At 68.3% G+C, this 17,176-nt stretch carries 19 protein-coding genes; 9 read left to right on the forward strand and 10 right to left on the reverse strand.

Annotated elements, in window-relative coordinates; translation table 11 throughout:
- Positions 1-150 precede the first annotated feature (150 nt).
- The 4 genes from BHE75_RS17205 to BHE75_RS17220 are packed head-to-tail and all read right to left on the reverse strand — an operon-like array spanning position 151 to position 3,352.
- Complete coding sequence (locus BHE75_RS17205) at positions 151-1,179, reverse strand: hypothetical protein (protein ID WP_015458087.1); 1,029 nt, start codon at positions 1,177-1,179, stop codon at positions 151-153.
- Positions 1,176-1,610: a hypothetical protein gene (locus BHE75_RS17210; protein WP_015458088.1), complete on the reverse strand. Its 435-nt coding sequence runs from the start codon at positions 1,608-1,610 to the stop codon at positions 1,176-1,178. The genes BHE75_RS17205 and BHE75_RS17210 overlap by 4 nt, the downstream gene beginning before the upstream one ends.
- Positions 1,594-2,937, reverse strand: coding sequence for a flagellar protein export ATPase FliI (gene fliI, locus BHE75_RS17215; protein ID WP_015458089.1), 1,344 nt, complete (start codon positions 2,935-2,937; stop codon positions 1,594-1,596). The genes BHE75_RS17210 and fliI overlap by 17 nt, the downstream gene beginning before the upstream one ends.
- Positions 2,938-2,947: 10 nt before the next feature.
- Complete coding sequence (locus BHE75_RS17220; protein ID WP_070934586.1) at positions 2,948-3,352, reverse strand: flagellar biosynthesis repressor FlbT; 405 nt, start codon at positions 3,350-3,352, stop codon at positions 2,948-2,950.
- Between the two features lie 171 nt (positions 3,353-3,523).
- On the opposite strand from BHE75_RS17220, the gene flgE reads away from it, so the two are divergent.
- The 5 genes from flgE (at position 3,524) to BHE75_RS17245 (ending at position 9,502) form a co-directional block, all read left to right on the forward strand.
- Positions 3,524-4,807, forward strand: a complete 1,284-nt coding sequence (gene flgE / locus BHE75_RS17225; RefSeq protein WP_015458091.1) for a flagellar hook protein FlgE — start codon at positions 3,524-3,526, stop codon at positions 4,805-4,807.
- 51 nt (positions 4,808-4,858) lie between these two features.
- Positions 4,859-6,943, forward strand: coding sequence for a flagellar hook-associated protein FlgK (gene flgK, locus BHE75_RS17230; RefSeq protein WP_070934587.1), 2,085 nt, complete (start codon positions 4,859-4,861; stop codon positions 6,941-6,943).
- A 37-nt stretch (positions 6,944-6,980) separates the two neighbouring features.
- Positions 6,981-7,889: a flagellin gene (locus tag BHE75_RS17235; RefSeq protein ID WP_015458093.1), complete on the forward strand. Its 909-nt coding sequence runs from the start codon at positions 6,981-6,983 to the stop codon at positions 7,887-7,889.
- A gap of 173 nt (positions 7,890-8,062) precedes the next feature.
- Complete coding sequence (locus BHE75_RS17240) at positions 8,063-8,518, forward strand: GNAT family N-acetyltransferase (RefSeq protein ID WP_070934588.1); 456 nt, start codon at positions 8,063-8,065, stop codon at positions 8,516-8,518.
- 195 nt (positions 8,519-8,713) lie between these two features.
- Positions 8,714-9,502 carry a hypothetical protein gene (locus tag BHE75_RS17245; protein WP_015458095.1) on the forward strand — a complete coding sequence of 263 codons (789 nt, stop codon included), beginning with the start codon at positions 8,714-8,716 and terminating at the stop codon, positions 9,500-9,502.
- A 25-nt stretch (positions 9,503-9,527) separates the two neighbouring features.
- On the opposite strand, the gene BHE75_RS17250 is transcribed toward BHE75_RS17245, so the two are convergent.
- Complete coding sequence (locus BHE75_RS17250; protein WP_070934589.1) at positions 9,528-11,369, reverse strand: hypothetical protein; 1,842 nt, start codon at positions 11,367-11,369, stop codon at positions 9,528-9,530.
- Entirely contained in the window at positions 11,369-11,638 is a 270-nt protein-coding gene (locus BHE75_RS17255; protein ID WP_015458097.1) for a hypothetical protein, read from the reverse strand. Before BHE75_RS17255 ends, BHE75_RS17250 begins: the two co-directional genes overlap by 1 nt.
- Before the next feature lie 109 nt (positions 11,639-11,747).
- On the opposite strand from BHE75_RS17255, the gene BHE75_RS17260 reads away from it, so the two are divergent.
- Positions 11,748-12,161, forward strand: a complete 414-nt coding sequence (locus tag BHE75_RS17260) for a hypothetical protein (protein WP_015458098.1) — start codon at positions 11,748-11,750, stop codon at positions 12,159-12,161.
- 122 nt (positions 12,162-12,283) lie between these two features.
- On the opposite strand, the gene BHE75_RS17265 is transcribed toward BHE75_RS17260, so the two are convergent.
- From BHE75_RS17265 to BHE75_RS17280, 4 genes are read right to left on the reverse strand one after another with little or no spacing between them, the layout of a single operon-like run.
- Positions 12,284-12,958, reverse strand: coding sequence for a MotE family protein (locus BHE75_RS17265; protein WP_070934590.1), 675 nt, complete (start codon positions 12,956-12,958; stop codon positions 12,284-12,286).
- Positions 12,958-13,479: a DUF6468 domain-containing protein gene (locus BHE75_RS17270; RefSeq protein WP_070934591.1), complete on the reverse strand. Its 522-nt coding sequence runs from the start codon at positions 13,477-13,479 to the stop codon at positions 12,958-12,960. Before BHE75_RS17270 ends, BHE75_RS17265 begins: the two co-directional genes overlap by 1 nt.
- Positions 13,476-14,504 (reverse strand): flagellar motor switch protein FliM, encoded by a 1,029-nt coding sequence (fliM, locus tag BHE75_RS17275; protein ID WP_015458101.1) that lies wholly within the window; start codon positions 14,502-14,504, stop codon positions 13,476-13,478. The genes BHE75_RS17270 and fliM overlap by 4 nt, the downstream gene beginning before the upstream one ends.
- Positions 14,501-14,992, reverse strand: coding sequence for a flagellar basal body-associated FliL family protein (locus BHE75_RS17280; protein ID WP_070934592.1), 492 nt, complete (start codon positions 14,990-14,992; stop codon positions 14,501-14,503). Before BHE75_RS17280 ends, fliM begins: the two co-directional genes overlap by 4 nt.
- A 147-nt stretch (positions 14,993-15,139) precedes the next feature.
- On the opposite strand from BHE75_RS17280, the gene BHE75_RS17285 reads away from it, so the two are divergent.
- Genes BHE75_RS17285 through flgA form a run of 3 tightly spaced genes read left to right on the forward strand, consistent with a single transcriptional unit; the run spans position 15,140 to position 17,168 of the window.
- Positions 15,140-15,880: a flagellar hook-basal body complex protein gene (locus BHE75_RS17285; protein ID WP_015458103.1), complete on the forward strand. Its 741-nt coding sequence runs from the start codon at positions 15,140-15,142 to the stop codon at positions 15,878-15,880.
- A 35-nt stretch (positions 15,881-15,915) separates the two neighbouring features.
- A complete protein-coding gene (flgG, locus tag BHE75_RS17290) occupies positions 15,916-16,701 on the forward strand; it encodes a flagellar basal-body rod protein FlgG (RefSeq protein WP_015458104.1) in 786 nt (261 codons plus the stop codon).
- 5 nt (positions 16,702-16,706) lie between these two features.
- On the forward strand, positions 16,707-17,168 hold the full coding sequence (gene flgA, locus BHE75_RS17295; RefSeq protein ID WP_070934593.1) for a flagellar basal body P-ring formation chaperone FlgA: 462 nt from the start codon (positions 16,707-16,709) through the stop codon (positions 17,166-17,168).
- Positions 17,169-17,176: the final 8 nt, after the last annotated feature.

Here is a 17,176-nt window from a genome sequence, read left to right on the forward strand (position 1 = left end):
GTTCAAGGGGCCGCCTGCGCATCCGCATGCTGTCCCTCACCGGGGGCCTATGTCGCCGACAAAGGTTAACAAAGGTTCTTATCCCATATGGATTGCGGCCATTTCTCCCATATTTTTTGCAGGAGAGAGAAATCCGGCAATCGCGGGATGTCAGCTTTTGGATTCAAGGACCTGGAAGCGATCGGGGCGCAGATTGCGGCCGACATAGTCGAGCAGCCAGGCGCGGTGCGCGCTGCTGGCATCGCCGGCGGCGGCGATTCGTTCGCTCGCGCGGGCGGTGCCGACCTGGGCATTCAGCAGCAGGCGGGCGCGATCGGGATCGAGGCCGCCATTCCTGAGGAATCGCGCGGCGTCGCCCAGCCCGAGATGATGGCCGAGATAGGCGATCTCCGCGATCGCCTCCGCCCCCTCGCCCACGCGCAGCCCGCGTTTTTCGAGCTGGTCGATGTTGGACCGGGCATAATCGGCGATCGCGTTGATCGAGGCGTCGCCATCGTAACGCAGCGCCAGCAAGGCGGAGCGGGCGTCGTCACGCACCTTGCCAGCGGCGTCCAGCCAGCCGTTGGCGCGCGCCACCGTGTTCAGCCAGGTGCCCGGCCGTTCGGTCTCCCCCTGCCAGGTGCCGGCGAGGAACTGGCCAAGGCCGGCGGCGCTGGATCGCGGGTTGCGCGAATATTCCAGCCAGCGCCCGTCATTGTCCCGCGCGGATTCGGCATTGACGATCGCCGCCAGCGCGGCGGCGGGAATGCCGGTGCGCGCGGCCGCCGACTGCAGCGTGGCACGATAACGCGCATTAGGGCCCAGGCCGCCCACCTCGCCAGCGTCCCCGTCGTCCCGACGGCCATCGCCATCACCATCGCGGCGCCGCGCGGACGCCATGTCGCGCCCGCCATCCCCATAAGCGATCGGGGGCTGGGAGGGTTGCGGCGACGCCATTGCCGGCGCGGCGCCCCGCGCGTCCAGCCCGCCACTGAACATCGCGATCAGCGAATCCAGGCTGAACTCGCTGCCCGCGCCGCCAGTGCCGGCCACGGCCGCGCCGTCGTCCCCGGTGCCCAGCGCCGCCTGCCACAGGCGGCTGGAAAGCTGCGCCCGCGCCTCGGCCAGGATCAGATCGGCCCGCTGGCGGGCATCCACCTGCTGGATGTCGCCGTGCGGGCCGTCCAGCCGCCCGATCATGGCGAGCGCCGCCGCACGGGCCCGCGGCCGAGCGCGAAAGCGGTGGCGGATCGATCGTCGAGCTGGGCCTGCTCCGCATTCTCCCTGGCTCGCTCGGCCTCGGTGCGGAAGCTGTCGGCCGCGGATTCGATCGCCTTGAACGAGCTGTAGGCCGCCATCGCCTTGTTGCGCAGCCGGCCGAGCTGGGCGTCCACCACGGCCTGGTCCTCGCGCAGGCGCGCCCGTTGCGCGCACATGCGTTCGACATAAGCATGGGAGGAAAACAGGATGTCGCCGGCCGCGATCCGCGCCTCGCGCTCCATCGCCGCCTCCACCTCGGCGCGGTTATTCTCGATCTGGACGAGTTGGCTCACCTGCACGCTGATCGCGACGCGCACGTCGTCGATCTCGCGCTGCTGCACGCGCATCGCGCCGTCATAGGGCGTCTTCATCGGGCTCCGGTCCCTCCATGATGGCGGCCAATGCGGCGAAGGCCTCGCCCGCATGGCCGCGTTCGTTCTTCGACTGGTTCAGCAGCGCCTCGATCCTCGGCGCCAGCAGCACCGCCTGATCCACCTCGGCGCTGGCGCCGGTGCGATAGGCGCCCAGCCGCACCATCTCCTCCATGTCTCCATAGGTGGAAAGCGTGCGGCGCGCGGCGAGACGCACCAGATTTTCTTCCTCGCTGTGCGCGTGGGGCAAGGTCCGCGACACCGATTTCAGCACGTCGATCGCCGGATAACGACCGCGTTCGGCGATCCGGCGGGTGATGACGACGTGGCCGTCCAGGATGCCGCGCACGGCGTCCGCCACCGGCTCGTTATGATCGTCGCCGTCCACCAGCACGGTGAACAGGCCGGTGATCGATCCCTGCCCGGCCAGCCCCGGCCCGGCGCGCTCCAGCAGGCGCGGCAGCTCCGCGAACACGGTGGGGGTATAGCCCTTGGTGGCCGGCGGCTCGCCGCTGGCCAGGCCGATCTCGCGCTGGGCCATGGCGAAGCGCGTGACCGAATCCATCAGGCACAGCACGTTCAGGCCCTGGTCGCGGAAATATTCCGCCACCGCCAGCGTGGTCCACGCCGCCTGCCGCCGCATCAGCGCCGGTTCGTCGGAGGTGGCGACCACCACCACGCTGCGGGCAAGGCCATCGGGGCCGAGATCGTCCTCCACGAATTCCTGCACTTCGCGGCCGCGCTCGCCGATCAGCCCGATCACGGCGACGTCGCATTGCGTCCAGCGCGCCAGCATCGACAGCAGGGTCGACTTGCCGACGCCCGAACCCGCGAACAGGCCCAGCCGCTGGCCGAGGCACAGCGGCGCGAAGATATCGAGCGCGCGCACGCCGGTCTCGATCTTGGCGCCCACGCGGGCGCGGGCGGAAGCGAGCGGCGGCATCGCCTTGATCGGGCGCGGCACGGCGCCCGCCAGCAGCACGCCCTTGCCGTCGACCGGGCGGCCGAGGCCGTCGATCATCCGGCCGAGCCAGGCGGTGGAAGGGCGCAGCGCGAACTGGCCGGCGGCGATATCCGCCCGCGCGCCCGATGCGATGCCCTGCGGATCGCTGAACGGCAGGCAGTGGGCGATGCCGCGATCGAGGCCGGTGACTTCGGCCTCCACGGTGCCGCCTGGGGAAGCGACGCGGATGCGCGATCCGATCTGGGCGGCGCCGGCCAGTCCCTCCACCTCGATCAGCGCGCCGCGCACCGCCACCACCCGGCCATAACGGCGATCGGGCGAAAGCGCGCGCAGCCCCGCCTCGGCGGACGCGAGTGTCAGCACGGGCTGGGCCTCAGGCGGCCGTGGCCACCGGCCGGGCCATCGCCTCGGCTTCATAATCGATCAGCCAGCGGCAATCGGCCAGCGCGCGATAGAAATCGGATGTCGCCACCTTCTGGGCGAAGCTGATGCACACCGCCTTGGCTTCCGGCGATTCCAGCGCCTCCATCAGCGCCTGCACCAGCGTGACGATCGCATTCTGGTGGCGCTGCTGATCGGCGCTGTCGATATAGGCCATCATGCAGGCGAAATAGAGCCGGCGGGCCGGCGTGTTCGCCTCTTCCGGGCTCATCACGTCGCGGCCGCGCAGCAGCGTGACGTTGTTTTCGATGCACAGGTCCGTGCGGCCGGCGGCGCGCAGCACCGCGCCGTTGACGATGATCTTCTCGCCGTCGCGAAGGGAAATGCGGAGCGCCATGTCCTGCCTCAAATGCCGTTTCCCGTATTATAGGATGGCGATGGCGGATGCGGCCCCCGCACCCGGAAAATTTTGCCTATATTTGGTCGGCTTCTTCTCCCTCCTACAATGATCGATGGAACAGGCATGTGCCCCCACGGCCGCGCCCGTCACCACGCATAGGAGAATCATGTGAGCCTCTATTCCGCTCTTTATGCCGGCGTCTCGGGCCTCGGGGCACAGTCCACCGCGATGGCGACCGTCGCCGACAACATCACCAACGTGAACACCGTGGGCTACAAGGGCACCACCGCCCAGTTCAGCACGCTGGTCACGAACAGCGGCACCAAGAACAGCTATTCCGCCGGCGGCGTCTCCGCGGCCCCGCAGGCGATGATCTCCGCCCAGGGCCTGCTCCAGTCTTCGGGCAGCCTCACCGATCTCGGCATCGACGGCGCGGGCTTCTTCGTCGTGCGCTCCAGCGCCGATCCGAACGCGCCGATCGCCTTCACCCGTGCCGGCTCCTTCGTGCCGGACAAGAACGGGCAGCTCTACAATACCGCCGGCTATTATCTGCAGGGCTGGCCGCTCGACGAGAATGGCAACTTCGTCAACAACGGCAACATGAACGCGCTGCGCCCGGTCGACATCAACGAGCTGAGCGGCGCGGCGCAGGCCACCACCAAGATCGCGCTGCGCGCCAACCTGCAATCCACCGCCACGCCGCCGACGACGCCGCCTTACGCCGCGGCCGGCGACATGATGAACGGCACGGTGGAGCCGCAGTTCGAACGCTCGGTCGACGTCTATGACGCGCAGGGCAATGCCCACACCGTCTCCTTCGCCTTCGTGAAGACCGCGACGAACGAATGGGCAGTGGAAATCCATTCGGAAGGCAATCTACTGCGCAGCGGATCGCTCGCCTTCAACGGCGACGGCAGCCTCGACGTCGCGGGATCGACCGCCGGCCTGTTCGACGATCTCGCCGTCAACTGGGGCAACGGGGCCGATGCCTCGCCGATCTCGCTCTCGCTGGGCTCGCAGGGCGGGCTCGACGGCATCACCCAGTTCAGCAGCGATTCCTCGCTGCTCTCGTCCAGCGTGAACGGCGGCATCCTCGGCGCCGTCGCCTCGGTGAACATCTCCGACAGCGGCGTCGTCAGCGCCGTGTTCGAGGATGGATCGACCCGCCCGATCTACCAGCTCCCGCTCGCCACCTTCCAGAACCCGAACGGGCTGACGGCGGTTTCGGGCAACGCCTACATCACCTCGCTGGATTCGGGCACGCCTTCGGTCAATCCGGCCGGCTCGCTCGGCTCGGGCAAGATCGCGGCCGGCAAGCTGGAAGCCTCCACCGTCGATCTCGCCGGCGAATTCACCAACATGATCCGCTTCCAGCGCGCCTACAGCGCGTCCTCCAAGATCATCACCACGGTGGACGAGATGCTGCAGGAACTGGGCAACATGAAGCGCTGATCCGCCTGATCCCGCCCGCCTGAAGACCATGAACGCCAGAGGAAACCGCCCGTGTCACTGAACGACATCCTGAACACCGCCGTGTCCGGCCTGTCCGCGTCACAGGCGGCGATGCGGACGGTTTCCAACAATATCGCGAACGTCAACACGCCGGGCTACGCGCGCGAGAAGGTGGCGGCGTCCAGCACGGTCAGCGGCGGGCGGACCAGCGGCGTCTATGTCAGCGAGCCTTCGCGCGTCGCGGACAAGTTCCTGGAGAGCACGGTCTACAACCGGTCGGCCGGCGCCGGCTGGGCGAAGACCGCCTCTTCCTATTTCGACCAGCTCGAATCCCTGCTGGGCGGCGTGGGATCGACGACGGGCCTCGCCGCCCGCCTCGCCGCCGTCTCCTCGTCCGCCACGCAGATGTCGAGCCTGGAGGCGACACCCCAGTCGATCGCCACCTTCACCGGCAATGTCGATGACATGCTGGACCTGCTGAAGCAGCTTCGCGGCGACACCAACGGCCTGCAGGCCAATGTCGAGTCCGAGGTCAATTATACCGTCGATCGCACCAACACGCTGCTGAAGCAGATCCACACGCTCAACGATTCCGTCGCGCAGCGCAGGGCGCTGGGGCAGAGCACGTCGGGCATCGAGAATGAACGCGCCGCCGCGATCGAGGAACTGAGCGGCCTGATGAAGGTCACGGTGCGCGAACAGCCGGACGGCCGCATGATGATCGAGGCCGACAGCGGCCAGGTGCTGCTCGACCGCCGGCTGCGCCAGCTCAGCTACAATAGCGGGCCGGGCGCCGCGCAGCCGCTTTATTCGGCGATCGACATCCGCTTCGCCAATAATGACGGCACGCTCGGCGCCTCCACCGGGCAGAAGATCGATTCCTCCGCGATCGGCGGCACGCTCGGTTCGCTGATCGACCTGCGCGACAATGTGCTGCCGGCCTATTCGGGTCAGGTGGGCGACCTGTTCTCCGCGCTGGCCGAGGGGCTGAACGCGGCCGCCAACGCCGGCACCACCGTTCCCGCCCCCGCCAGCCTGCAGGGACGGCAGACCGGGCTCGCCGGCACCGACCGGCTGGGCTTCACCGGCGCCGCCAGCTTCGCTGTCATGGGCGCGGACGGCACATTGCTCGCCAAGGTCGATGTCGATTTCGATGCGCTGGGGCCGACGGCCACGGTGGACGACGCGGTCGCCGCGATCAATGCCGGGCTCGCCGGCTTCGCCACCGCCTCCTTCGTCGACGGCCGCCTCAGCATCGCCGCCGATGCCGCGCCCAACGGCGTCGCCGTGGCGCAGGCCGAAGCCAACCCCGCCAACCGCGCTGGTGTCGGCTTCTCGCATTATTTCGGCCTGAACGACGTGATCCGCAGCGATAGCGGCGCGATCACCCCATCGGGCTTCACCGCCGCCGACCCGGCCGGGTTCGGCGCCGGCGAGACCGCCGAGGTCGTGCTGCGCGACGCCGCCGGCCGGCCGATGGCGAGCTATACCTACACCGCCACCGGTGGCGAGACGTTCGGCGATGTCATCGCCCAGCTCAACGCCAGCCCGCTTTCCGGCTATGGCAGCTTCGCGCTCGACGATCGCGGCCGCATCCAGTTCACCCCCAATCCCTCGAGCGCGGGGGCGAGCATCACGATCCCGGCCGATTCCACCAGCCGCAACGGATCGGGCCTGTCCTTCTCCGACCTTGCCGGCAAGAGCGCGGTGGACGGCGCCTTCATCCGGCCCGACATCCTCGACAACACCGCCAACCTTCCCCTCGCCCGGCTGAACCTGGGTGCCGCCATCGGCGAGAAAGCGATCGGGCCGGGCGATTTCCGGGGCGCCGGCGGCTTCGTCGACAGCCTGACCAAGGCGATCGACCTCGGCAACAAGGGCAAGGCATCGGTGGACGCGATCACCAGCCAGTTCATTGCCGGCATCGCCACCAAATCCGCCCAGTCGCAGACCAACCTCGATGCGGCGAGCGCGCGGCTGAGCGACGCCGTCGGCCGGCGCGACAATTTCGCGGGCGTGAACATCGACGAGGAGCTGGCCCAGATGGTGGTGCTCCAGAACAGCTATTCCGCCGCCGCCCGGGTCATGACCACCGCCAGCAGCATGTATGACACGCTGCTGGAGATGGTGGGCTGATCCGCGCCAGCCGCCACCGTCCTCCAGGGAGACAGCCATGAACCGCGTAGCCACTACCCAGCTCAACAGCGTGATGATGGGCAGCCTGCAGCGCACCCAGTCGCTGCTCGCCGCCGGCCAGGCCCAGCTCGCCACCGGCAAGAAGGCGCAGAATTATTCGCAGCTCGGCGGGGATGCCATCCGCGCCCTTTCGGCCAACGCCCTGCTGGAACGGCAGGAAGGCTACAAGGCGTCCGCCGGCAACACCACGACGACGCTGAAATTCTACGACGCGAACCTCAGCGACCTCGAAAAGTCGATGACGAACCTGCGCCAGAAGGTGATGGATTCGCTCGGTATTTCCGATGGCCGCGATCTGGCCGCCAACATCGAGGCCGCGTTCGACGACTTCAAGACCATCATGAACACGAAGGTGAACGGCCGCTCGCTGTTCGGCGGCTCGCAGACCGATACCAAGCCGCTCAAGCCGGAAACGCTGTCCGACACGATCGGCCTCGATCCGGCCGATGCCTTCGCCAACGATCAGGTGCGCGGATCGGCCCGGGTGGGTGACGATCTCGATGTCGAATATGGCATCGTCGCCAGCGATTTCGCCGGCAAGTTCATCGATGCGTTCGGCGCGCTCGCCGACCTGGGCGAGCTTTCCAGCCCACTCACCGATGCGGAGCGCACCGCGCTGTTCGCCGCCGTCGATACCCTCGACGCGGGGCTGACGGACGTGCGCACCGTCAATGGCGAAAATGGCCGCAAGATGGCCTATGTCGAGCAGATCGGCAAAAGGGCGGAAGATCGCTCGATGCTGATGACCGAGGTGATCGGCGAGACCGAGAATGCCGATCTCGGCCAGGTCGCCGTCGACATGGCGCAATATCAGCTCACCCTCGAGGCATCCTATTCGGTGTTCGCCCAGCTCAACGGGCTTTCGCTGGTCAATTATCTGCGCTGACGGACGGGCCGGCCCTTGCGGGGCCGCCCCCCTCCCCCGCCTGTTTGCTTACCGCGGGTCGCAACCGTCGGCAGCAAGGGCGCCTCGTCACGGACGGGGCGCCCTTTTCCTTTGGGGGCATGGGATGACGCGCCCGCCTGTTTCGTCCCCGGCGCTTCTGCTACCGCCGGCCGATGACGCTCAGCATCACGATACCCGAAACGCCGTCCGACGCCGATCGCGAGGCCATTCTCGCTCCCTTGCGCGCCTTCAATGCCAGCCGCGCGGGCGACCCCGGCCTGCGCCCGGTGGCGATCCTGCTGACGGACCAGGCCGGCCGGGATGTCGGCGGCCTGTGGGGCAAGATCGCCTATGACTGGCTGTTCGTTGAACTGCTCGCCGTGCCGGAGGAGTGGCGCGGCGGCAATTACGGCAAGGCGCTGATGCAGGAAGCCGAAAGCATCGCCCGCGCCCATGGCTGCGTGGGGGTGTGGCTGGACACCTTCGAATTCCAGGCCCGCGGCTTCTACGAGAAGCTGGGATTCGAGCTGTTCGGCGAGTTGGAGGACCATCCGGTGGGCCAGCGCCGGTTTTTCCTGCGCAAGCGGCTTCAGGAGCCGGCTGGGCAGATGCTCGGAAATCAGGGCTGAATTTGCCTCATCCGTGGATGGGCTGCCGGGTGGGACAGATCACCCTTAGGCAGCGCTCCGCCTCCTCCATTCCCCGTGCCCCATAAGGGTGGCCCCGCAAATCCCCCTCCAAACCGGGTAGTTCTACCGATTGGCCCTCCGGGGCGCTTTTGCGAGACTCACGCCAACGGCTCCACAGGATCCGGGGAGTTCGCCATGAAGCGTGCCGGTTTCACCCTCGCCGCCCTCCTGCTCGCAGCATCCTGGGGGCGAGCGGCCTTGGCCCAGAGCGAAAGCGGCCAGAACGACGCCAACAATCCGCTGACGCCGAAGATCACCTTCAACATACACGATTATTACGTGCCCAAGCTGACCGACGTGCCGGACGAGGATGCCAACCAGCTTCTGTTTCGCGGGCTGATCCCGCACAAGACCTTCGGCCGCGGACAGCTTCTGCGCTTCACCCTGCCGCTCGTCACCACGCCCACAGCATCCGGCCACGCCACCGCCTTCGGCGATCTCACGCTGATGGACATCATCCCCTTCAAGTCCGGGAAGATGGAGCTGGGTGTGGGGCCCCTGCTCGTCGCCCCCATTGCCGGCAAGCACGTCACCGGCAGCGGCAAGTGGCAGGCCGGCGCCGTCGGCCTGCTGATCGCGCCACAAAAATGGGGGCTTATCGGCTCGCTCCTCACCTACCAGCATTCCTTCGCGGGTGACGACGACCGGCCCGAAACCTCGCTGATGACCTTCCAGCCGCTGCTGATCTACAACCTGCCCAAGGGCTTCTACATGCGCTCCACCGGCACCTGGACCTTCGATCTGGAAAAGGCCGGCGACTATATTCCGCTGGGCCTGGGCGTGGGCAAGGTATGGCAGGTGGGCAAGACCACCATCAACGGCTTCGTCGAACCGCAATATTCGGTCTGGACCAACGGCGCCGGCACGCCGCAATGGCAGATCTTCGTCGGCCTCAACTTCCAGTTCGCCCTCGCCGCCAAATAGCGGGTCGGGCCGTGCCCGATAGGCCTTACGCCCCCCTGGGGCCGGGCGTTGCGGCCTTGCCGGCGGGAATCGGCCCGGCATCGACCAGCTCGGCGATCTCGCCGGCCGGGCTCACGCTGGGGATGGCGGCCATCGCGCGCGATATAGCGGCGGGGTCGACCGATCCCACCGTCCCGGTCAGCATCTCGAACACCGGCGCGGTCGGCAGGCCCTGGAAGGACGCGGCATAGCGCGCCCGGAGCGCCGCCAGCCCATCCTCCTGCCCCAGCATCGCCAGGGATACGGCATAGCGGAGCAGCACCGCCTGATCGACGTCGCTGATCCTGCCGGCGCGCGGCAGCGTGGGCGCCATCTCGCTGGCCAGCGCCGCCCAGTTGCGGTTCTTCCACAATATCTCGACCCGCAGCGGGCCGGCGCCCGGCACGTCCTGCAGCACGGCGAACGCCTCGTCCACCTTGCCGAGCTGGCTGAGCGCCACCGCCTCCACCCGCTTACGGGCGTGGATCATCTCGTCGGTATAGGGGTTGGCGGCCGTCCTGCGCAGCGCCGCCAGCGCGCGATCGGGGCGCGCCGCGAGGATGTGGAGCGTCGCCACCTTCACCGAAAGCGGCCCCTGCGCGATATCGCGGGTGCGCACGAAAAGCTGGTGCTCCAGAAGATCGCCGGCGCGGGCATAGAGGCCGGAGGCCTGCAGCCTGTCCGCCAGCCGCGTCACCAGGAAATCGCCTTCGGCGCCGCTGGGCGCCAGATCGCGATAATCCCAATAGAGCCCGGCCGCCTGATCCAGCGGCAGCTTGCTGGCGGGATCGAGCGCGGAGGCGAGCTTCGCCTGCAGGCCCGGAACGAAATCCGGCCCCTGCCGGCTGGGCTGGAAGAAGCGGAACAGGGTGGCGCCGGTGCTGAGCGCGCCCTGCAGATTGTCCATCTCGCTGTTCAGGCGATAGCTGAGGCGCAGCGCCCGTTCCTCGACCTGATCGCCGCGCCACACATAGCGCAGGGCATCCAGCTTCTTCAGCGCGGCCGCCGGCGTCAGCGCATGGCTGGCGGTTTCCACCTCGATCAGGCTGAGGCGCGCATCCATCCGCTGGCCCATCGTGCCGCTCTTCTCCACCCGGGCGAAGCGCAGCCGCGCCTCGTCCGACCGGCCGAGCGCCAGATAGGCACGGCCGCGATAGAGATTGGCGGCGGGATCGCGATCGGGGGTCAGCGCCAGCCAGCGCAGCGCGAAATCGGGGCGGTTGCTTTCCACCGCCGCCCGCGCGGCCGCGATGATGAAGGGCTGGCGCGCGTCGCCCTTGCGGGCGTCGATCGCCGCCTTGGCGCAAGCCACCTGCCCCATCGCCGCTTCGGCAAAGCCGGTTTCCGCCAGCGTGCGCAGGCGCCAGGCGCAGGCTTCGGGATTGTTGACGAGGCCCGGCGCCGTCAGCAGCGCGAAGGCATCGGCCGGGCGCGCCATCATCGTCAGCGCGGCGGCGCGCGCGAGGTTGAAGGCATCGACCATGGCGAGATCGGGATCGTCCTGGCGCATCACGTCCAGCACGCCGATCGCCTCGGACCCGCGCCCGCGCCCGATCAGGCTGCGCGCATAATCCCAGCGCGCCTGCTGCCGGCCGGAGGCGGAGGCCCGCGCCAGCATCCGCCAGGCCACGTCCTCCGATATGATCTTCCAGGCGGCGGGCATGGAGATGTCGGGCTGCTGGGCGAGATCGGCGGCGAAGCCCGGCAGGCGCGCCATCTGCGGCGGCGCCGGGGTGGAGGCGATCGCGACATCGTCCTCGGCAGCCGACGCGGCGATCGGCGCCGGGGGCGGCGGAACCGTAGGCGCCGCGAGCGCCGCGGCGGAGGCGAGCAGCAAGGGCAGCTTCATCACGGCTGCACCTCGAACAGGCCGAAGGCGCCGATCAGCGCGCCGCCGATGCCGCAGCCCAGGATGAACAGCAGGGCGAGCGCGATGGTCGGCAGCCCCGTCGCGGCCGGCGGATCGATCAGCGCGTCGACGGCGTCGGCGGTGGCGGCAACGATCTCGCCCGCGGCCGCGTCATCGGCTTCCCGGTCGCCGCGCCGGCGGCGGGGGATCGCGGTCGTTTGACCCGAGGATACGACCCTGACTCTCTCGGGCTGCTGATCGCGGCTCATCTAGGCACCTGCTTCACACATTTTCATCCTATTATAGGAGATAAGAGCGCGCCGCCGGATTCGCGGCCCAACAATTGAGCAGGCCGAACCGCCTGTTGCGGAGACCTAGATGCGCAAGACTGTCGTGACCGCAGCCACCGCTCTTTCGGCGATGACCAGCGGCAGCGTCGCCGGCGCCGCCGATGCCGGATCGCCGGTGGCGGGCGGCGAATCCCATTTCGTGCAGATGGACCGGATCGAAACCCCAATCTTCAGCCCCAGCCGGATCGAAGGCTCCTTCCAGCTCTCGCTGGTGCTGGAGGCGAAGGATGCCGCGGCCGCCAGCGCGATGCAGGATGAAATGCCGCGCCTGCGCGCCGCCTCGCTTGCCGCCACGCTGGAATTCGCGCGCCTCTATGCGTCCGAGCTTACCGCCGTCGATGCCGAACGGCTGAGCGCGGACGTCACCGCCTCGCTCAAGCGCGTCAATCCGGGCATCGCCCGCGTGCTGATCGTGAAGGTCGCCGCCCTGCCCGTCGCCTGACCGGCTTCGGCCGGGCGATCCGATCGACCGATAAGAAAAAAGCCCCGGTCCGGCCTCGTGCCGAACCGGGGCTTTTTCATTCCCGCTTGCCGCCCGGCGATGCCGCCCAGGCGTGAAGCCGCCTATCGCGCCGCGAGCCCGCGCGGCGCAGCACCATTCGGGCGCCGCGCCGGAGGCTGCTGCGGCTGCTGTTCCACCACCACGGGCTGGAGCTGGCGCTTGCCCGCCAGCGCCATGCTGAGCTGCACGGCGGCATTGGGCGTCATGTTCGATACGATCATCGCGGTCGAACGCTCGCGCATCCGCCGGGCGATCTCGGTCTGCACGTCGAGATCCAGCCGCTCGAAGATCACCGCCGCCTTGGCGGGCTTCATCGTCTGGTAGATGCGGGCGAGATCGTCGTAGGAATCATTGCCATCGCCGCCCTGGGCACCGCCGCGCCCCGAAGACGACGCCGGCTGCGCGGCTTCCGCCTGGCGCTGGGCGAGATCGGCCTTCAGCCGCGCCTCGCTGGCGCGCAGCGCCTGTTCGCGCAGGTCGAGCCCGCGCTTCTGATCGGCGATCGCCTGATCGCGCTCGCGCACGCTCTGCTGGATCGATGCGCCCAGCCGGCTGGCCGGCGCCGGCTGCTCGGCCGTGGGGGCCGCGACCGCCACGGCGTTGGCGATGACGGAAAGGCCCGCCACGCCGGCGGTAAGCGACAGGAGCGAAGGCTTGCGCACCAGATCGCGGACCACGCCGGGAAGCTGTCCGGCCACCCCGCTCATGCGCGAGAAAAGCGAAGGAGGCGGCGCCATCACGCGGCTTCCGCCACCGTCTCGGCGGGGATCGCGCCGTCATCGGCGACGGCCGCCACCGCCGGGCGCGGACGCTTCGGCTTGGAGCGCGAGCGCTTGCGCGGCGCGGCGCGCACGACCGGCTGGTCGATCGCCGCTTCGGCCGCGGCCTCGGCGATGGCCTCGGCAACGACATCCGCTTCGTCGGCCGGCTGATCCTTGCGATCGGACGCGGTGGCGGCGGCGTCCATGATCCGTTCGGCCACGGCATTGCCGATGCCGACCATCACCGAAAGCTCGTCGCGCAGCGCCTCGCCCGAAGCGATGACGCGCGCATTGGCGGCGCCGTCGGTGGCCAGCAGCGTCTTCAGTTCGCCCAGCACCGCGCGGGCCTGGCCGGTCGCGCGATCGAGCTGCGCCACGGTCTCGCCGAGATCGCCCGACTTGATCGCCCGGAAGCTGCGCATCATCCGCGTGCACTGCACCAGCACCGCCGCGCACAGCAGCGTCAGAAGAAGATTGGTGAAGACGGCGAAAGTCATTTGGGGAAGCCTTTCGAAATGTCGGTCGCAAGCCGGATGGCGATGTTGCTGCAGCGCTGGCCGATATGGGCATGGCCCAGCGGCACGCCGCCGCAATGCACCTCCAGCGGATCGTCCGGCCCGCGATTGAGCGCGAGCGTCTGGCCGACGGCCATGTTCATCACGTCGTGCAGGCGCATATGCTTTTCGCCCAGCACGACATCGACGACGACCTCGGTATTGAAGAGTTCGGCCGCCATATGCGCTTCCCAGATCCGGTCGCGGCCCAGCTTCTCGCCCATGAAGCGCTGGAGCAGCTTGGTGCGGACCGGCTCGATCGTCGCATAAGGCAGCAGGATGTTGAACTTGCCGCCGCGCCCTTCCATGTCGACGCGGAAGGTGGCGACCGCGGCGATGTTGGAAGGGCCGGCGATCGCCGCGAAGCGCGGGCTGCTTTCCACGCGCTCCAGTTCCATCGTCACCGGCTCGATCGCCTCGAACGAGGCCGAGAATTCGTCGAGCGCGAGCTGGACCATCTTCGACACCAGCATGGTTTCGATGGTGGTGAAGGCGCGGCCGTCGATGCGGACGGCGCCGCCGCCCTTGCGGCCGCCGAGCAGCGCATCCACCACGGCGTAGATCAGGCTGGAATCGACGGTGACGACACCGTAATTCTCCCATTCCTTCACCTTGAACACGCCGAGCATGGCGGGCAGCGCCACGCGCTTCATGAACTCGCCGAAGCGGACGGAGGTGATCTCCTCCAGGCTGACGTCGATCGCGTCGGACGTAAGGTTGCGCATGCTGGTGGCGAAGGTGCGCACCATGCGTTCGCACACCACCTCCAGCATCGGCAGCCGTTCGTGGCTGATCGTGTTGGATTCGATGACGGCCTTGAGCCCGCTCTTCTGCGCGGGTTCCAGCGCGGCATCGAAGCCGAACAGCGCGTCGATGCCCGCCTGGTCGAACGTGACTTCGGCCCCGACCGGCAGCACCGGCGGTTCGGGCAGGGCGAAATCCTCGAAATCGTCGCCGCCGCCGCTCATTGCTGGACGAGGTCCTGGATCAGCACGTCGCGGACGACGCCGACGCCGAGCACATTGGTCGCGCGCGACATCATCTCCTCCTTCACGCGGAACACCGCCGCCGATCCGTTGAGGTCGTCCGGCCGCAATTCGCGAAGGAAGGGCTGGAGCGCATCGAGGATCACCGGCAGCTTCTGCCGCACCTTCTCCGACTTGCCGGCATCGGCCGCGACGATGATGAAGCGCAGCTTGAGGAAGCGGGCCTGCGCGTCGCTGCTGCGCAGGTTCACGATCATCGGCGGCACTTCGACATAGGCATCGCTGCCCGCATCCCCGGCGGCGGAGGCCACGTCCTCGCCCTTGTCGCCGCCGATCAGTGCATAGCCCGCGACCCCGCCGCCCAGCACCAGCGCGGCGACGGCGCCGGCGATGATCTTCGCACGCTTGCCGAAACGCCCCGCCGGCCTGGCCTCGATCGGCACCGCTTCACTGATTGCATTGCTCTGCACGCATTCACTCCCTTGGAGCCGCCGGTCCCGGCCCGCCTAAATCGGCAGGCGGCGCACCGGGAACCGGATTTCCCTCCTATTATAGGATGAGCGTGCGGCAACTTTTGCCTGGCGCCAAAAAGGTCTCGATTTTTCCGAGGTGGGTTGATGGACGTCTCATCCTTTGTGCTGCTCAGCCATGAACAGGCGCTCAGGCGGCGGCTGGACGTGACCGCGAACAATATGGCGAACACCTCCACCGTGGGCTTCAAGCGGGAACAGCCGTTGTTCCACGAATATGTGGAGAAGACGAAGGAAGCCCCCGTCGAGGACGCGAAGAAGACGAGCTTCGTGCTCGATTACGGCGCCGTCCACGATGCGAGCCAGGGCGCCTTCCAGGCGACGGGCAACCCGCTGGACGTGATGATCGACGGCCCAGGCTACATCAATGTCGAGGCGCCGGGCGGCGGCGTCGCCTATACGCGCGCGGGCTTCATCAAGATTCTGGAGACCGGCGATCTCGCCACCTCCGGCGGGCAGCGCATCCTCGACGAGAATGGCCGCGCCATCAACGTGCCGGACGACCAGAAGACCATGGTCACGATCGCCGGCGACGGCACCGTGATGGGCCGCGACGGGCCGCTCGGCCGCATCGCCATCACCACCTTCGACGAAATCAACGTATCGCCGCGCGGCGACGGGCTGATGGAAGGCACGCGCGGCCGCGTGCTCACCGCGCGCGAGGCCAGGCTGAAGATCGGCGGCGTCGAGGCATCGAACGTGCAGCCGATCGTCGAGACGACGACGATGATCGATATCCTGCGATCCTACCAGACCAGCATGCGCATGACCGAAAGCCTGAACGACATGCGCAAGCAGGCGATCGACAAGCTCGGCCGCGTCAACTGATCCCCCTTCAATTCCTTCCCTGAAAGGTTGAACCCATGCGCTCTCTTTCCATCTCCTCGACCGGCATGCTCGCGCAGCAGACCAATGTCGACGTGATCTCGAACAACATCGCCAACATGAACACGACCGCCTTCAAGCGGCAGCGCGCCGAATTCCAGGATCTGCTCTACCAGCAGGTCTCGCGGCCCGGCGCCTCCACCAGCGCGGACGGCACGCGCGTGCCCTCGGGCATCCAGATCGGCGCCGGCGTGCGCACCGGCGGCGTCTATCGGATCTCCGAACAGGGCGCGATGACGCAGACCAGCAACCCCTACGACCTCGCCATCGACGGCGAAGGCTATTTCCAGATCACCATGCCTTCGGGCGAGACCGCCTATACCCGCGCGGGATCGTTCCAGGTTTCCGACCAGGGCGAGCTGGTGACGACCGACGGCTATCGCATCGAACCCGCCATCACCATTCCGCAGGGCGCGGTGGACGTGGTGATCTCCAAGACCGGTGAGGTCCAGGTGAAGATGGCTGACCAGACCGAGCTGCAGACCGTCGGCCAGCTTGAGCTTGCGACCTTCGTGAACGAAGCCGGGCTGGAGGCCATGGGTTCCAACCTGTTCCTGGAAACCGCCGCATCGGGCCAGCCCAACGTCGCCATTCCGGGCGAGCCGGGCTTCGGCGTGCTGAACCAGGGCTTCCTGGAGGCGTCGAACGTCAATCCGGTGTCGGAGATCACCGCCCTCATCACCGCGCAGCGCGCCTATGAGATGAACAGCCGGGTGGTGAAGACCTCGGACGAGATGCTCGCCACCAGCGCGCAGCTTCGCTGACGATCATGGCGCTGCTGCTTTCCATCGCGCTGGCCGTGGCGGGCGCCCCGGCCCCGGCCGCCGCCCTGCCCGCTCCCCCGCCCGCCACGGTGCAGGCGCCGGTGCTGGCGCGCACGATCGAGAAGGGCGAGCTGATGTCCGCCGCCGATTTCGAGACCGCGCCGCTCGGCCCCAATGCGGCGCGCGGCGCGCTGCCGCCGGCCGCCGCCGCCGGCAAGGAAGCCGCACGCCGGCTGATGGCGGGCGCGATCGTGAAGGGCACCGATATCGTGATGCCGCGCCTCGTCCGCCGGGGCGAGGCCGTCACCATCGCGGTGGTTTCCGGCGGGCTGACGATCACCGCCCCCGGCCGCGCGCTGACCGACGGCGGCAAGGGCGACGCCGTGCGCGTCGTCAGCCTCAGCACCAACCGCACGCTGGATGCCGTGGTCGACCAGCCGGGCCGCGTCCGCATCGCCGGGCAATGAAAGGGTCA

This window comes from Edaphosphingomonas haloaromaticamans (genome assembly GCF_001853345.1).
Lineage (GTDB): Bacteria > Pseudomonadota > Alphaproteobacteria > Sphingomonadales > Sphingomonadaceae > Sphingomonas_E > Sphingomonas_E fennica.